Below are 14051 nucleotides of genomic sequence, written 5' to 3'. Positions count from 1 at the left end.
AATGGCCTCAGCGGGCCGCCAGCTCCCGCCGGGCGTCGGCAAACGCCCGCGTCAGCACCTCCAGCAGGCCCGCGCCCGTGTCGGCCTTGGCCGCCACCCGCGCCTGCATCAGCATGGGAAAGGTCACCAGCGACACTTCCCACAACTCCACCTCGGCCAGCAGGCGCCGGCCTTCGGCATCCTTGCTGGCACGCTTCGTGCGATAGCCGATGGACAATCCGTCCACCGCGCCCGCCGCGATCAGCGCCGCCGCCTCGCGGCCCTTGGCCACCTCGGGCAGCAACCGGCCCGAAACCCACAGGCCGCGGTCGTCCTCGCGCACCTCGTCCCACACGCCGATGGGCTGCGCCGGGTCGTGCTGCCACAGCATCTTGACCGCGCCACCCCGCGCCTTCAGCGCGGCAAGGCTCGCCCCGTAGGCGCCGGGCAGCACCACATCGCCGCCCTGGTCGGTTGCCCCGAACAACGAGGCATAGCCCGAGATCCGGCTGTCCCCGGCCACCGCCAACCCGGCTTCCGGCCTGTGGAACTTGCGTTCCAGGCTTTCCGCAAGCCCTCCGTCATCCCAACCCATGCTGCCTCCTCATTTCAGAGCCGCCTTCAGGATGGCCTCTGCGCCCTGCGCCAGCAGGAACGCGGCCACCCCGTAAACCCCCAGCCAGATGCGCCGCTCCAGTCGCTCCAGCGCATCGTCGATCTGGCCCAGCCGACGTTCCAGCGCGACCCAGCGTTCTTCGGCCACCCGCTCGTTGGCCTCGATCCGCGCGGCAGCGGCGTCGAAACTGTCGTACAGAAACCGCGAGCCCCCCGGTTTGCGCGTGCTCATGCCCCCTCCGGCAGCGGCGGCAGCCCCAGCAGGCTGCGCTTTTCGGCCAGCGTCAGGAAATCGGCAGAGGCCACCCGCGCCCATTGCGCGTCGCGTTCCGCCGCCAGCGCGGGCACCTGGTCCAGGTCGGGCTTCAATTCCACCGCGCCGCCGCCGAAACCCGAAAGCCAGTGCGCCAGCGCCGCCGTCACCTTGGCCGCCAACGGCAGCACCGTCAGACGAAAGAAGGCGCGGTTCGCCTCCTGATAGTTGGCATAGGTCGCGTCCCCCGGCACCCCCAGCAACATCGGCGGCACGCCGAAGGCCACGGCGATTTCCCGCGCCGCCGCCTCCTTGGTCTGGTGAAACTCCATGTCGCTGGGGCTGAAGCCCATCGGCTTCCAGTCGAGGCCGCCTTCCAGCAGCATCGGACGGCCCGCGTTGCGCGCGCCCATGTGATGCGTCTCGATCTCGTTCACCAGGCGGTCATACTGGTCGGCGGCCAGGCTGCCCTGCCCGTCGGCTCCCTTGTAGACGATGGCCCCCGAAGGGCGCGCGGCATTGTCCAGCAAGGCCTTCGACCACTTCGACGCGCTGGAATGCACATCCAGCGCCACCGCCGCCGCCTGCATCGGCGAAAAGCCGTAATGGTCGTCCTGCGGATGAAAGGCGCGGATGTGGCAGATCGGCGCCGCACCCGCCGTCATGTCGAAACGGTGGCGCCGCGCGCCCACGGTATAGTCGTAAGCCACCGGCCAGCCGTCGGGCCCCGGCACAAGGCTCATGCGGTCCGACCGCAAGACATGCAGCTCGGCCGGCGCGCCCTCGGCCCCCGGCACCGCCTCGACATAGGCGTTGCCCGACAGCAGCAACTGGCCATAGACCGCTTCCAGGAAATCGGCCTTGCCCTGCACCGGGTTCGGCCGCCGCATCAGTTCCAGCACCGGATGCACGTCATAGCGCCGCTCGGCATCCTGCACCACCAGCGGCAAGGCCGCGGCACTTTCCGCGATCAGCTTCACCGCGCGAAACGCCACCGGGTTGGCCAGAAACCCGTTGCGCGTCAGCGATACCACGTCGCGCGGGCTCCAGGCCACGCGACCGCTGCCCTGAAAGGCGATCACCGGCCCCGTGGCGCTGGCCTTGGCCTCGGGCACCACCGGCGCCGCTGCCTTGCGAAATCCGAACATCTCCGCCGCTCCTCGATTCATGCGCAGCCAGGGCGCCGCCGAAACGGCACCGGACTTCCGCTGCTTCACCTGTTCCAGAAAACCCCGTCCGGGGGCGCCGACGCCTTGCCCCGGGCCCGAAAGCCCGACATCGACCCGGCCGCCCCAAGCACCCTTGCCCGCGGGCTACAACCCCCGCACCCGCGGCGGCGCCACGGGCTTGGCCGAAGGGTCCACCACCAGTTCGCTGATCGCCCAGACCAGCGCGTCCACCCGGTCGGGGCTGCCCTTGCCGACATAGCCGCGCAAGGTCATGCGGCACATCTGTTCTTCCAGCCCGACCATGCCCGGCAAGTGCTTGACCCGCCCCTGCTCGTAGAGCGCCGCCACCGGCTCGGCCCGCACAGACTTGCCCTTGCTGGCCCGCACCGCCTTCAGCGGCGCCGCCCCGTCGATCGAGCGGATCAGCCCGGTCACCATATCGCCGCCCTGGTTCACCTCGGCCACGATCCGATCGGCTTCGTGGCGCCGGAACGCCGCCACCGCCGCCTCGGCCCAGCCTTGCGGGCTGCACCCGGCCACGGTGGCATCCTCCAGCACCGTCACGATCCAGTCCTGCGGCGGCCCCTTCATGCTGACGCCCGCCACCACGATGCCGCATTCGTCCGAACTGGTGTGCCCGGTCACCGGCGGGTCCACCGCCACCACGATCCGGTCCAGCCGCGGTGCCTTGTCCACATGGGCGGCGTCCAGCATGGCATGGGTCCACAGCGCGCCTTCCACGTCCTCCAGCAGCACGCCGTCCAGCTCCTGCCGCTCCAGCCGGCTGCCGCGATACCTGTTGCGCACCTCCTGCAGAAAGCTTGCCGCCAGATAGGCCCGGTTCGCCTCGGTCGGGGCATGGGTAACCACCGACGACGGATTCCGCAGGATCGCCTTCAGCACGCCGACGTTCTTTGGCGTCGTCGTTACCACCTGGCGCGGGTGCTGGCCCAGCCGCAGCGCGAACTGCAACATGTCCCAGGTGTCCTCGGCCTTCTTCCACTTGGCCAGCTCGTCGACCCAGGCGGCATCGAACTGCGGCCCCCGCAGGCTGTCGGGTTCATGCGCCGAATAGACCTCGGCCACCGCGCCGTTCGGCCATTCCAGCCGCCGCCGCCCTGCCTGCCATTCGGGCCGCCGGTCGGGCGGCGAACAGGCCAGGATGCCGCTTTCGCCAAAGATCATCACCTCGCGCACCTGGTCGATGGTTTCCCCCACCAGCGCCACGCGCCGCGACCGCCCCGGGTCGCCGGGACGCGCGCCTTCCACCTCGGCGCGCACCCATTCCGACCCGGCGCGCGTCTTGCCGGCGCCGCGCCCCCCCATGATGACCCAGGTCTTCCACGCGCCTTCGGGCGGCAACTGGTGCGGCAGCGCCCAGAACTCGAAAATCCAGGGCAAGGCCGCCAGGGTCGTGTCGCTCAGGCCGCCCAGAAACGCCTCAATCTGCTCCGGCGTCGCGGAGGCAAGCCAGACGGCGCCCGATCTCATCGCGCGCCGCGTCAAGGTCGAAGTCCCGGCCGCCTCCCAGGTCCCCGGCGTCTCGGCGAAGTTTCTCAACATGCTGCCTCTCCGTGATCAGCACCTTCAAGGCGCTGCTGACGTCCTTGGTATAGGTGGCCAGTTCCCGCGCCGTGCCGTCCGAGGCAGCCCCCCGGGCCTCGTCCAGCAGTTGCCGCAAGATCGCGCTGGCCAGATCGAACAGTTCCAGGGCCTCCGCGGCTTCGTTCCGCGAAAGCCCGTCTTGAGTGACGGGAGTGTGGATTGTCATGGTTTGTCGAACCTGCCTCTCATGCACTCCGCACGAGCGAAATGAAAAAGCGGCGCCCGGTTGCCCGTCGCCGCTGACCCACTTCTTCCAGCATGCCCTATCTCTACCTTAGGGCGTTCGCAAAGTCAAACTGTTTCTTCCGGGTTGCAAATCCCCCGGCGTGCGCTGCGGTAACCCTGCCTTCACACTTGGCGCCAACCCCTTGTTTTCAAAGGGTCAGGCTGCCAGGTCCACCCAGACCGGCACATGGTCCGAAGGCTTGTCGCGCCCGCGCTCGGCCTTGTCGATGCCGGCATCGCGCAGCAGGTCGGCGGCTTGCGGGCTCAGCAACAGATGGTCGATGCGGATGCCGTTGTTGCGCTCCCACGCGCTGGCCTGGTAATCCCAGAACGTGTAATGCCCCGGGCCCTGCACCCGCAGCCGGAACGCATCGTAATACCCCAAAGCCAGAATCCGGCGAAACGCCGCCCGCGATTCGGGGCGGAACAGCGCATCGTCCACCCAGGCCTCGGGCCGCGCGGCATCTTCCGCTTGCGGAATCACGTTGTAGTCGCCGGCCAGCACCACCGGCTCCTCGGTGGCCAGCAGCGTCGCGGCCCGCGCGCGCATCCGTTCCATCCAGGCCAGCTTGTAATCGAACTTCGGTCCCGGTGCGGGGTTGCCGTTGGGCAGATACAGCCCCGCCACCCGCACCGCGCAGGTTTCCCCGATCGCCGTGGCCTCGATCCAGCGCGCCTGCTCGTCCGAATCATCGCCCGGCAGGCCGCGCACCACATCCTCCAGCGGCAGGCGCGACAGGATTGCCACCCCGTTGAAGCTTTTCTGCCCGTGCGTTTCCACCCGGTAGCCCATGTCCTCGAACGCCGCGCGGGGGAAACCGTAGTCCACCGACTTGATCTCCTGCAACAGCACAAGCTCGGGGCGGCATTCCGACATCCAGCGGGTCAGCGCCTCGAATCGGGCCTTTATCCCGTTGATGTTGAACGTATGAATCCGCATCCTGTCCCCCGCTGGCCGTGCCCTCCATCCATACTCCGCGCGGGCGCCCGGCGCCAAGCCCGGGTTTCGCCACTGTTTCGCCCAATTCGCCAAATCCGCAACCTTGGGCCGGGTTTGTTTCCAACTTAGGGTTTCCGAATCTGAACAAAGCCGGATAACCTGCCCGTGACACAGGATTCTTCGGAACTGCCATGCCCGCTGCCCTCGCCCCCTCCCGCTTTCGCCTGCCAGCCGTGCGCGCCAGCGCCGGGCACGCCTTGGTGACGGCATGAGGCGCCTTGCCCTTCTGTCGATGCTGGCGCTGTCGGGGTGCGTCACCCCGCAATCGACCGAGCTGCCCCAGCGCCGCGCCATTGCCGCCGAGGTCGCGCCTTCCGCCCAGCCCCCCGCCACCTTCGCGCCGCAAGCCGCCGCCCGTGTCGCGCGCTCCAACGCCTCGGTCGCGGCCGACTTCATGGACCTGACCTTCCGCATGGAAAGCGGGCGCAGCATCGAAACCTTCTCGCGCTTCGAAGGTCCGGTGCGCGTGGCGATGACCGGCCAGGTTCCCGCCACCGCGCAGCGCGACCTGTCGGCCCTGCTCGGCCGCCTGCGCGCCGAAGCCGGCATCGACATCGCCCAGACCGCCGACGCCGCCTCGGCCGGCATCGTGGTGCAGTTCCTGCCGCGCGCCACCATGAAGGCCGCTGTGCCGAACGCCGCCTGCTTCGTGGTGCCCCGCGTCGGCTCGTGGGACGAATTCCGCGCCGCCCGCGGCAGCGCCACCATCGACTGGACGACGCTGACCACCCGCACCCGGGCCGCGATCTTCATCCCCTCCGACGTCGCCCCGCAAGAGGCGCGCGACTGCCTGCACGAAGAGCTCGCCCAGGCGCTAGGCCCGCTGAACGACCTTTATCACCTGTCGGATTCGGTCTTCAACGACGACAACTTCAACACCGTGCTCACCGGCTTCGACATGCTGGTGATGCGCACGACCTATGCCCCCGAACTGCGCTCGGGCATGTCCCGGGCCGAGGTTTCGGCCCGCCTGCCCGGCATTCTGGCCCGCCTGAACCCGGCCGGCGGCGGTGCCGCCGGCGCCGGCAGCACCCATACCCCGCGCGACTGGATTTCGGCCATCGAAACCGCGCTGTCGCCCGGCAGCTCCGACAGCGCCCGCCGCGCCGGCGCCGCCCGCGCGCTGTCGTTGGCGCAATCCTACGGCTGGTCCGACAACCGCCGCGCCTTTTCGCATTTCGTGTTCGCCCGGCTTTCGATGGCCTCGCAGGTCGAACAGTCGGTCATCCATTTTGCCGAGGCCGGGCGCTTTTACGCCGGCCTGCCGGGCGGCACGCTGCATCAGGCGCATGTCGACATGCAGATGGCCGCCTTCGCGCTGACCTCGGGCCAGTATGACCAGGTGCTGCGCCTGACCGACCGCGCCATGCCGCCGATGATGCGCGAACAGAATGCCGCGGTGCTGGCCACGCTCAAGATGCTGCGGGCCGAGGCTCTGGAGGCTTCGGGCCGCAGCGCCGAAGCGGCCGCCACCCGTCTCGACAGTCTGGGCTGGGCGCGCTATGGGTTCGGTTCCGAAACCCAGGTGCAGGCGCGCTTGCGCGAGGTGGCAAACCTTGCTCCCGGTCGCGTGGCCAGCCGCAACTGACGAACCCGAGGCGACCCATGTTCATCATCGCGGGCTTCCTGTCCGGTGCCCTGTGGGGCGGCTATCTGGCGCGCCGCCGCAAGGGCGCGCCGCTCGACGTGGCACAATACGCTGCTGCGTTTTCCATTGCCTTCGGCATCCTCGGCCTGTTCGCAACCGTCCTGCTGGACAAGTTCGCCTGACGGCAGGGGGGCCGGGCATGTTCCTGCCCTTCTTCGACGGTCTGCGCCGCGCCGGGGTGCCGGTTTCGCTGCGCGAATACCTTGCCTTTCTCGAAGGCATGGCCGCGGGTCTGGTGACCTACGATGTGGACGGCTTCTATTTTCTGGCCCGCGCCGCGATGGTCAAGGACGAACGCCACATCGACCGCTTCGACCGCGCCTTTGCCGCCGCCTTTGCGGGGCTGGAAAACCTGTCGGTGCAACAGGTGCTCGACGCGCTGGACCTGCCGCCCGAATGGCTGGCGAAACTGGCCGAAAAGCACCTGAGCCCCGAAGAAATGGCCGAAATCCAGGCCCTTGGCGGTTTCGACAAGCTGATGGAAACCCTGCGCCAGCGGCTCGAGGAACAAAAGGGCCGCCACCAGGGCGGCAACAAGTGGATCGGCACCGCCGGCACCTCGCCCTTCGGCGCCTACGGCTACAACCCCGAAGGCGTGCGCATCGGCCAGGACAAGGGCCGCCACGGCCGCGCCGTCAAGGTCTGGGACAAGCGCGAGTTCCGCAACCTCGACGACCAGGTCGAGCTTGGCACCCGCAACATCAAGGTGGCGCTGAAGCGGCTGCGCAAATGGGCCCGCGACGGCGCGCAAGAGGAGCTCGACCTCGACCACACCATCCGCGCCACCGCCGAACAGGGCTGGCTCGATGTGAAAACCCGCCCCGAGCGGCGCAACGCGGTCAAGGTGCTGCTGTTCCTCGATGTCGGCGGCAGCATGGACCCCCACGTCAAGGTGGTGGAGGAGCTGTTTTCCGCCGCCCGGGCCGAGTTCAAGCATCTGGAATACTTCTACTTTCACAACTGCCTGTACGAAGGCGTCTGGCGCGACAACCGCCGCCGGTGGGAGGCGCAGACCCCCACCGCCGAGATCCTGCGCACCTATGGCCCCGACTGGAAGTGCATCTTCGTCGGCGATGCCACCATGTCGCCTTACGAGGTGCTGCACCCCGGCGGCGCCAACGAACACTGGAACCCCGAGGCCGGCCAGGTCTGGTTGCAGCGTGCCCGCCAGCAATGGCCGGGCAACCTGTGGATCAACCCCACCCCCGAACGGTTCTGGGACCATACCCAATCCATCCGCCTGATCCGCGACATCTTCGAAAACCGCATGGTGCCGATGACGCTCGAAGGGCTTGGCCGCGGCATCAAGGATCTGGGCCGGTGACCCGCCGGCGCTGGCTGCTGGCGGGCCTCGGGCTTGCCCTGCTGCTGGCGGCGTTCTTTCTGATCCGCGCCGCGCTGGTGCTGGCCGGCTGGGGCCCCGATCCGACCCGCCCGGTCGAAGGCTGGATGACCCCGCGCTATCTTGTCCGGGTCTATGGCCTCGAACCGGCGGCGCTGGCCCCTGCCCTCGGCCTCGAACCCGGCAGCGCCCCGCGCGAGTCGCTGGCTTCGATCGCGGCGCGCAAGGGCATTCCGCTGGCTGATCTGATCGCCACGGTCGAAGCGCTGCGGCCCGCGCCATGACCCTGACCGAGACGCTTCTGGGGCTTGTGCCCGTTTACGGTGCGGCGCTGGTCGGGGCCATCACCTTTGCCTCCTGCCTTGCGCTTCCGGTGCCCTCGTCGCTGGCGATGCTGGCGGGCGGGGCCTTTGCTGCCACGGGCGACCTGTCCTTGCCGGGCGTGGCGGGGGCGGCGCTGGCAGGTGCGGTGCTGGGCGATCAGGCGGGCTGGTGGCTGGGGCGGTCCGGGGCCGGCTGGCTGGCCCGCGCCACCGCCCGGCCTTCGCGCGCGCGGATGCTGGCCCGCGCCCGCGCGCAACTCGACGGCAACGCCTTCGTCACCGTCTATCTGACGCGCTGGCTGTTCAGCCCGCTGGGGCCGTGGGTCAACCTGGCCGCGGGGGCGATGCGGCTGGGCTGGCACCGTTTCACCTTTGGCTCCGTGACGGGCGAGGCAACCTGGGTGGTGCTCTATGTCGGGCTCGGCTGGGCCTTTGCCGCGCAGGTCGACCGGCTGGGCAGCCTGATGGGCAGCCTGGCCGGCTTTGCCGCCGCCGCAGGGGTGGCGGCCCTGCTGGCGCGGCTGTTGCTGCGGCGCACGCGGCGCGACTGATTTTGCATCCTGCAATTCGCAGGATGCAAAAGCCGCTGGTTGCAGATTGCAAAGCTAGCGCGATGCCTGCACCGCGCGGCGAATCGCGGCCAGCGTCGCCTCCGGGGCGGCGTGATGCGGCATGTGCCCCACCCCGTCCAGCAAGGTCAGCCGCGCCCGCGGCAACAGTTTCGCCATCGGTTCGGCATGAATGCTGTGCGGCACGATGGAATCGGCCGTGCCGTGCACGATCTCGACCGGAACCCGAAGCTGCGGATAGGCCTCGGCCATGGCAGCGACATAAGGCTTCAGCCGCGACACCTGCCTGGCATTGGCGCGCAGCGTCTCGGCCCGCAGGGTCAATCCCGCCCCGATATAGTCGGCATAGCCCGCCGGCACCGGATCAGGGGCAAAAATGCCGGCGATGGCGCGTTCGGCGCGATCCAGCGGCACGAAGGCCGAAATCAGCGGCACCACCGTCGCCGCCCCGAAGTCCGACCCCGTGACGGCATACCAGGGGCCGAGCCCGCCGGGCCAGGGCATGGTGGCGCCGGCCAGGCTGACGACAGCGCCGGTTCCGGCCGGGTCCGACAAGGCCCAGGCCATGGCCACCGATCCGCCGTAGGAATGGCCCACAACGACCGGCCGGCGGATTCCCAGTTCCCCGGCTGCGGCCCGCAGGATACGGGCCTGCTCGAACGGGCTGACCGCCTGATCCCCCGGCCAGTCCGACCAGCCGAGCCCCGGCCGATCGAAAGCCGTGACCCGGAACTCTCGTGCCAGGCGGTCGGCCAGGGCAAAGGTGAAATCCCGCGTATTGCCGCTGGCCCCGTGGATCAGCACCACATCCGGGCCCCGGCCCCGCTGGTCGGCGTGGACGCGGATGCCCTCTACCTCCAGCAGCCGGCCCGTGGGGGGATAGGCCGCCTCGGCCTCGACCTTCCTTGCCAGCAACCGGCCATCCGCCACCGCACCGCATCCGGCGGCGGCAAAGGCGGTCAGCAGGCTAAGGGCGGCCAATCTCGGCAAGGTCATAGGGCGTGGTCTGATAGATCTCGTTGATCCAGTTGCCATATAGAAGGTGCGCGTGGCTTCTCCAGCGGTTCAGCGGCGGCTTCGCGGGATCGTCATCGGGATAATAGTTCAAGGGCACGTTGATCGGCGTGCCATTGGCCACATCGCGGTCGTATTCGCCTTTCAGCGTGTCGCTGTCGTATTCGAAGTGGTTGAAAATCCACAACGACCGATGCGCCGCATCCTCGACAAGGCAAGGCCCCACCTCGGAGGAGGCCAGCAGCGTCACCAACCCCGGCACCGCGTCGATGTCGGCCTGGCGCATTTCCGTCCAGCGGCTGACGGGGATGACGAAATCGTCGGAAAAGCCGCGCAGGTAAGGCGAGGACGGCACGAGGTTGCGATGCCGGAAACAGCCGAAGGCCTTGGCCTTCAACATGTATTTCGGCAGGCGGTAGAAATGCCAGGCCATCGCCATGCCGCCCCAGCACACGCCGAAGGTGGAATGCACATGGGTTTGCGTCCAGTCGAACACCCGGGTCAGCTCGTCCCAGTAGGTGACCTCGTGATACTCCAGATGCTCGATCGGGGCGCCGGTCACGATCAGCCCGTCGAACCGCTCGCCGCTGGCCTCGACCTCGGCAAAGGTGCGGTAGAAGGTTTCCATGTGCTCGGGCGCGGTATGGCGCGACTGGTGTTCCGTCATGCGGATCAGGTGCAGGTCGATCTGCAAGGGCGTGGCCCCGATCAGCCGGGCGAACTGGGTTTCGGTGGTGATCTTTCTGGGCATCAGGTTCAGCAGCCCGATGCGCAAGGGCCGGATGTCCTGCCGTGCCGCGCGCCCTTCGCCCATGACCATCACGCCCTCGCGGGCGAGGATGTCGTAGGCAGGCAGGGTTTCAGGCAGCTTGATCGGCATTGTCGGGTCCTTTTCCAGCGTCGCAGCGGGGGTTTTCCACCCCCGCACCCCCGGAGGATATTTGGGTCAAGGTGAAGAAGACCGGATGTAGGGGTTTGCGCCTGCCCCGGTCAAGGGTCGGCCCTGTCCAGCGCGCGGGCGATCAGGTCGTCGAAATCCTCGGGGGATTGCAAGGCGGCGACTTCGTCGGCCGTGACCGAGATGCCCCAGTGCCGCGCCATCGCGGCATAGCGCGGCTGGCGGTGCGCCAGGGCGCGGGCGTAGGTCCAGCGCACGAAGGCGTCGGGGTCCACCGCGGCCTCGGCGGCACCGGTTTCGGTGCGGTAATCCTCCCAGGCGCGGGTCAGGAAGGCGGGCTGGTAATACATCGGCTTGGGCGCGCGGTCGAAGCGGCGGATCAGCTCGGCGGTATGCGCCTCGGAGCCTTCGATCCAGACCATCAGCAGGTTCTGCGCCAGCACCGACAGCACCGGATCCTGCGGATCCTCGGGCGCCACCACCTCGCAGATCGAACCGCCGGAATCGCAGATGAAGTGGCGATAGCCGTAGATGTCCTCGGCCCGGGCGACAAAGCGCGGCGTATCCAGCAAGGCGGCAATCTCGGCCTCGCGGTGCTGGTCCTGACGCTTGCGGTATTCGGCAAAGGGCAGCCCGCCCCGCGCCGGATCGCCCGGCTTGCCCAGATAGGTCGAAAGCGGCGCCAGATTCTGGAAGGTGATGTTCGAGGCGATGTGGACCGAATCGGTCATCAGCAATTCGCGCAGCAGCGGCACCTTCATCGCCTCGCGCTTGAAGTTGTCGGCAATCAGCTCGCCCATGTAGCGCGTGCCGATGCGGTAATCGACCGAATAGTGGAACCAGCCGGCCCGCCCGCGCAGCATGGCCGCAACATGGGTCTTGCCCAGGCCCGACATGCCGAACATCAGCACGCGCTTGCGGGTGCAGGCCCGCCAGGCGGCCGACGAAGGATAGAGCAAGGGGGCAAGGCGCATCGTCAGTCCATCCTGAAAAACCGCTGCCTGCTTTGCCTTGGCCCGAATATCCTGCAGGGGTTGCCGCCCCTTCGCCATCGGTTCGGGAACCGATCGGCGACGGGTGCAAAACCCCCGGTCGGGGATGAGGCCAGGCGCGGCACAGGCTCAGCGCGCGCCGTAGCGGATGTTGACCCAGTTGCCAAGAAAGATCAGCACCGCGCCGCCCAGCACTGCCCATTCCAGCGGCTCGCGGTAAAGCCAGACCCCGATCACCGCCGCCATCGGCAGGCGCACGAAGTCGATCGGGATGACAAAGGTGGCCGGCGCCAGCGACAGCGCCTTGGTCAGGCTGAAATGCGCCACCAGCGCCCCCACACCGACGATTCCCAGCGGCAGCAGCGCGGCCGGAGGCGGCAATGTGATGTGCAGATCCCACCCGGTCAGCACCAGACCGAAGCCCAGCTGCATCACCATCTGCCAGAACAGGATGGTGACGATCGGCTCGGTCCCGGTCAGACGCTTGGTCAGGATGATGTTGCCCGCAAAGCAGACCGCCGCCGCCAGCGCCGCCGACACCCCGGGGTCGAGGTGGCCGAATTCGGGGCGCGCCACCACCATCACCCCGGCAAAGCCCAAGGCCGCGGCCAGCAGTTTCACCCGCGTCAACCGCTCGCCCAGCAGCAGAGGCGCCAACAGGATCACCCAGATCGGCGAGGTGAACTCCAGCGCGAACAGTTGCGCCAGCGGAATGGTCATCAGCGCCCAGAACCACAGGCCCTGCCCCATGAAGTGCACCGCGTTGCGCAGCCCGTGCCATTTCAGCCGCGCGCGCGACGCGAGGTTCGGCACGCGCAGCGCCCGGGCGATGGCCACCACGATCGCCAGCCCGATCACCGACCGCCAGAACATGATCTCGGGCACGTCGAGAAACGGCTTCAGCGCCCGGCCGGCGATGCTCATGGCCACGAAGGACAGGATCGACCCCAGCATCCACAGGGCGGCGGCAAGCGGGCGGGTCTGGGTCGGCATCGGGTCATCCTGTGGGCGCGCCCGACCATGGGACGGGCGCGCGGGATTGTCCAGATGCCGCCGGTGCGCTCAGCGGGCAGTCAGGCGGCCGGCGCCCGCCGCGCGGGCAAAGGCGCGCGCCACGCGCTGCGGGTCGTGCGCCTGCGCCAGCCGCAACAGGCCGAAGCGCACTTCGGCCAGGTCGCGGTAATAATCGACGAAGGTCAGGTTCAGCCCTGCGCCGGCCACCGCGCCCAGCACCGGCACGGTCTGCGCTGCCAGCTTTTGCCCCAGCGCCGTGGCCAGTTTGGGCGCCACGGTGGCGATCATGCTGTGCAGCGCGGGGCCCGTCAGAGTCAGCCGGGCACCGATGAAGGCGGTATCCACCCCGTCGTCGGCCGCGAGCGGACTGCCCGAGGCAAAGACGCGCAGCCCCTCGCGCTGGACCTCGGGGCGCGCAGGGTCGAAGCCGTGGTCGGCGGCGACCTCGTGGATGGCGCGCAGGATCAGGGTGATGGTCACCGGCAATTCGGCCGCGGCCGTGGCCAGCCCGCCCAGCCCGCCGGCGGCCCCCGTCACCCCGGCCAGCGCCATGTGGCCGCGCCCGCCCAGCCGCCCCAGCCGGGTGCTGTGCGCGGCCAGCCCGCAGGCCCGCGCCAGCGCCGCCGAGGTCACGGCCAGCACCTGGGCGCGCACCGGCTCGGGCAGCAGCTTGAGCCGCGATTCCACCGTGCCGCCCAGCCGGTTGAGCAAGGCCATGCGCCGCCCGCCGGCCCGCGCTGCCCGTTCGGCCAGCGCGGCGATTTCGGCCTGTGGAAAGGGGGCGGCAAGGGCAGGCAGGGTCATGGCCGGAACATGGTGGCGCCCGCCTGCGGTTTCAACCGGCCGGGTCGGTGAACCGGGTGACCTTGCCCGCGACGCCGTCCCAGGCGCCGGGGCGCAAAGCCAGGCCCAGCACGCGTTCGGGGTTGGTCGGCGGCGGCATCTCGACGCCTTCGCGCTTTTCGAAGCCGAAGCGGCGGTAATACGGCGCGTCGCCCACCAGCAGCACGCGGTCCCAGCCCAGCCGCCGCGCCTCGGCCAGGCTTTCGCGGATGAGCAGGCCGCCCAGCCCTTCGCCTTGCCGCGTGGGGTGCACCGCCACCGGCCCCAGCAGCAGCGTGGGCTTGCCCCCCACCCGCACCGGCCAATAGCGGATCACCGCCGCCAGCACCCCTTCGCCGTCGCGCAGCACAAGGCAAAGCGGGTCGACCTTGCGCACCCCGTCGCGCAGCCGGTAGGAGGACAACGCCTCGCGCCCCGGCGCAAAGCACAGGTCGTAGAGCCCTTCGACCTCCCAGTAGTCGTCGGGGGTTTCCTCCTCGAGCCGGAACATCTTGCGCCCCCCTGCCGCCTTGCCCGCGCGTCGCCTAGCACGCAAGCCGGGCGAGTTCAAAGGGGGTGCGGA

Annotated in this window: 17 protein-coding genes; 5 read left to right on the top strand and 12 right to left on the bottom strand. The window is 69.1% G+C overall.

The window, feature by feature from the left end; genetic code table 11:
* Nucleotides 1-7 precede the first annotated feature (7 nt).
* The 6 genes from ACK4S2_RS09995 to xth form a co-directional block, all read right to left on the bottom strand.
* Nucleotides 8-574: an HK97 family phage prohead protease gene (locus ACK4S2_RS09995; RefSeq protein ID WP_409623619.1), complete on the bottom strand. Its 567-nt coding sequence runs from the start codon at nt 572-574 to the stop codon at nt 8-10.
* A gap of 9 nt (nt 575-583) precedes the next feature.
* Nucleotides 584-826, bottom strand: a complete 243-nt coding sequence (locus ACK4S2_RS09990; protein ID WP_409623617.1) for a hypothetical protein — start codon at nt 824-826, stop codon at nt 584-586.
* Nucleotides 823-1995: a phage portal protein gene (locus ACK4S2_RS09985; protein WP_409623616.1), complete on the bottom strand. Its 1173-nt coding sequence runs from the start codon at nt 1993-1995 to the stop codon at nt 823-825. The genes ACK4S2_RS09990 and ACK4S2_RS09985 overlap by 4 nt, the downstream gene beginning before the upstream one ends.
* Nucleotides 1996-2160: 165 nt before the next feature.
* Nucleotides 2161-3507, bottom strand: a complete 1347-nt coding sequence (locus tag ACK4S2_RS09980) for a DNA-packaging protein (protein ID WP_409623614.1) — start codon at nt 3505-3507, stop codon at nt 2161-2163.
* Complete coding sequence (locus ACK4S2_RS09975; RefSeq protein ID WP_409623613.1) at nt 3458-3787, bottom strand: hypothetical protein; 330 nt, start codon at nt 3785-3787, stop codon at nt 3458-3460. Before ACK4S2_RS09975 ends, ACK4S2_RS09980 begins: the two co-directional genes overlap by 50 nt.
* 216 nt (nt 3788-4003) lie before the next feature.
* On the bottom strand, nt 4004-4786 hold the full coding sequence (gene xth / locus ACK4S2_RS09970; RefSeq protein ID WP_409623611.1) for an exodeoxyribonuclease III: 783 nt from the start codon (nt 4784-4786) through the stop codon (nt 4004-4006).
* 268 nt (nt 4787-5054) lie between these two features.
* Here xth and ACK4S2_RS09965 point away from each other — a divergent pair, with 268 nt between their 5' ends.
* From ACK4S2_RS09965 to ACK4S2_RS09945, 5 genes are read left to right on the top strand one after another with little or no spacing between them, the layout of a single operon-like run.
* Nucleotides 5055-6434 carry a DUF2927 domain-containing protein gene (locus ACK4S2_RS09965; RefSeq protein ID WP_409623609.1) on the top strand — a complete coding sequence of 460 codons (1380 nt, stop codon included), beginning with the start codon at nt 5055-5057 and terminating at the stop codon, nt 6432-6434.
* A gap of 17 nt (nt 6435-6451) precedes the next feature.
* A complete protein-coding gene (locus ACK4S2_RS09960) occupies nt 6452-6616 on the top strand; it encodes a hypothetical protein (RefSeq protein WP_409623607.1) in 165 nt (54 codons plus the stop codon).
* A gap of 17 nt (nt 6617-6633) precedes the next feature.
* Nucleotides 6634-7818 carry a vWA domain-containing protein gene (locus ACK4S2_RS09955; RefSeq protein WP_409623605.1) on the top strand — a complete coding sequence of 395 codons (1185 nt, stop codon included), beginning with the start codon at nt 6634-6636 and terminating at the stop codon, nt 7816-7818.
* On the top strand, nt 7815-8120 hold the full coding sequence (locus ACK4S2_RS09950) for a hypothetical protein (RefSeq protein ID WP_409623602.1): 306 nt from the start codon (nt 7815-7817) through the stop codon (nt 8118-8120). Before ACK4S2_RS09955 ends, ACK4S2_RS09950 begins: the two co-directional genes overlap by 4 nt.
* Nucleotides 8117-8710 (top strand): DedA family protein, encoded by a 594-nt coding sequence (locus ACK4S2_RS09945; protein ID WP_409623600.1) that lies wholly within the window; start codon nt 8117-8119, stop codon nt 8708-8710. The genes ACK4S2_RS09950 and ACK4S2_RS09945 overlap by 4 nt, the downstream gene beginning before the upstream one ends.
* 54 nt (nt 8711-8764) lie before the next feature.
* Here the strand turns inward: ACK4S2_RS09945 and ACK4S2_RS09940 are convergent, their stop codons facing one another.
* From ACK4S2_RS09940 to ACK4S2_RS09915, 6 genes are all read right to left on the bottom strand, one after another.
* Nucleotides 8765-9724, bottom strand: coding sequence for an alpha/beta fold hydrolase (locus ACK4S2_RS09940; protein WP_409623598.1), 960 nt, complete (start codon nt 9722-9724; stop codon nt 8765-8767).
* Nucleotides 9696-10622: a homoserine O-succinyltransferase gene (gene metA, locus ACK4S2_RS09935; RefSeq protein ID WP_409623596.1), complete on the bottom strand. Its 927-nt coding sequence runs from the start codon at nt 10620-10622 to the stop codon at nt 9696-9698. The genes ACK4S2_RS09940 and metA overlap by 29 nt, the downstream gene beginning before the upstream one ends.
* A 110-nt stretch (nt 10623-10732) precedes the next feature.
* Entirely contained in the window at nt 10733-11614 is an 882-nt protein-coding gene (locus ACK4S2_RS09930) for an ATPase (protein WP_409623594.1), read from the bottom strand.
* 147 nt (nt 11615-11761) lie between these two features.
* Nucleotides 11762-12625, bottom strand: coding sequence for a DMT family transporter (locus ACK4S2_RS09925; RefSeq protein ID WP_409623592.1), 864 nt, complete (start codon nt 12623-12625; stop codon nt 11762-11764).
* Between the two features lie 69 nt (nt 12626-12694).
* A complete protein-coding gene (locus tag ACK4S2_RS09920) occupies nt 12695-13450 on the bottom strand; it encodes an EcsC family protein (protein WP_409623590.1) in 756 nt (251 codons plus the stop codon).
* Nucleotides 13451-13481: 31 nt separating this feature from the next.
* Nucleotides 13482-13979: a GNAT family N-acetyltransferase gene (locus ACK4S2_RS09915; protein WP_409623588.1), complete on the bottom strand. Its 498-nt coding sequence runs from the start codon at nt 13977-13979 to the stop codon at nt 13482-13484.
* Between the last annotated feature and the right edge of the window lie 72 nt (nt 13980-14051).

Origin of the sequence: Gemmobacter sp. (assembly GCF_046292685.1) — a bacterium.
Taxonomy (GTDB): domain Bacteria; phylum Pseudomonadota; class Alphaproteobacteria; order Rhodobacterales; family Rhodobacteraceae; genus Wagnerdoeblera.
Note: the sequence above shows the minus strand (reverse complement) of the source record. Positions and strands in the feature narration are given on the sequence as shown.

Excerpts from the sequence above, each read along its gene's own strand:
- ACK4S2_RS09975 (WP_409623613.1), bottom strand. The coding sequence starts at position 3,787 with ATGACAATCCACACTCCCGTCACTCAAGACGGGCTTTCGCGGAACGAA.
- ACK4S2_RS09995 (WP_409623619.1), bottom strand. The coding sequence starts at position 574 with ATGGGTTGGGATGACGGAGGGCTTGCGGAAAGCCTGGAACGCAAGTTC.
- xth (WP_409623611.1), bottom strand. The coding sequence starts at position 4,786 with ATGCGGATTCATACGTTCAACATCAACGGGATAAAGGCCCGATTCGAG.
- ACK4S2_RS09990 (WP_409623617.1), bottom strand. The coding sequence starts at position 826 with ATGAGCACGCGCAAACCGGGGGGCTCGCGGTTTCTGTACGACAGTTTC.
- ACK4S2_RS09925 (WP_409623592.1), bottom strand. The coding sequence starts at position 12,625 with ATGCCGACCCAGACCCGCCCGCTTGCCGCCGCCCTGTGGATGCTGGGG.
- ACK4S2_RS09945 (WP_409623600.1), top strand. The coding sequence starts at position 8,117 with ATGACCCTGACCGAGACGCTTCTGGGGCTTGTGCCCGTTTACGGTGCG.
- ACK4S2_RS09940 (WP_409623598.1), bottom strand. The coding sequence starts at position 9,724 with ATGACCTTGCCGAGATTGGCCGCCCTTAGCCTGCTGACCGCCTTTGCC.
- ACK4S2_RS09980 (WP_409623614.1), bottom strand. The coding sequence starts at position 3,507 with ATGAGATCGGGCGCCGTCTGGCTTGCCTCCGCGACGCCGGAGCAGATT.
- ACK4S2_RS09920 (WP_409623590.1), bottom strand. The coding sequence starts at position 13,450 with ATGACCCTGCCTGCCCTTGCCGCCCCCTTTCCACAGGCCGAAATCGCC.
- ACK4S2_RS09930 (WP_409623594.1), bottom strand. The coding sequence starts at position 11,614 with ATGCGCCTTGCCCCCTTGCTCTATCCTTCGTCGGCCGCCTGGCGGGCC.
- ACK4S2_RS09985 (WP_409623616.1), bottom strand. The coding sequence starts at position 1,995 with ATGTTCGGATTTCGCAAGGCAGCGGCGCCGGTGGTGCCCGAGGCCAAG.
- metA (WP_409623596.1), bottom strand. The coding sequence starts at position 10,622 with ATGCCGATCAAGCTGCCTGAAACCCTGCCTGCCTACGACATCCTCGCC.
- ACK4S2_RS09915 (WP_409623588.1), bottom strand. The coding sequence starts at position 13,979 with ATGTTCCGGCTCGAGGAGGAAACCCCCGACGACTACTGGGAGGTCGAA.
- ACK4S2_RS09965 (WP_409623609.1), top strand. The coding sequence starts at position 5,055 with ATGAGGCGCCTTGCCCTTCTGTCGATGCTGGCGCTGTCGGGGTGCGTC.
- ACK4S2_RS09955 (WP_409623605.1), top strand. The coding sequence starts at position 6,634 with ATGTTCCTGCCCTTCTTCGACGGTCTGCGCCGCGCCGGGGTGCCGGTT.
- ACK4S2_RS09960 (WP_409623607.1), top strand. The coding sequence starts at position 6,452 with ATGTTCATCATCGCGGGCTTCCTGTCCGGTGCCCTGTGGGGCGGCTAT.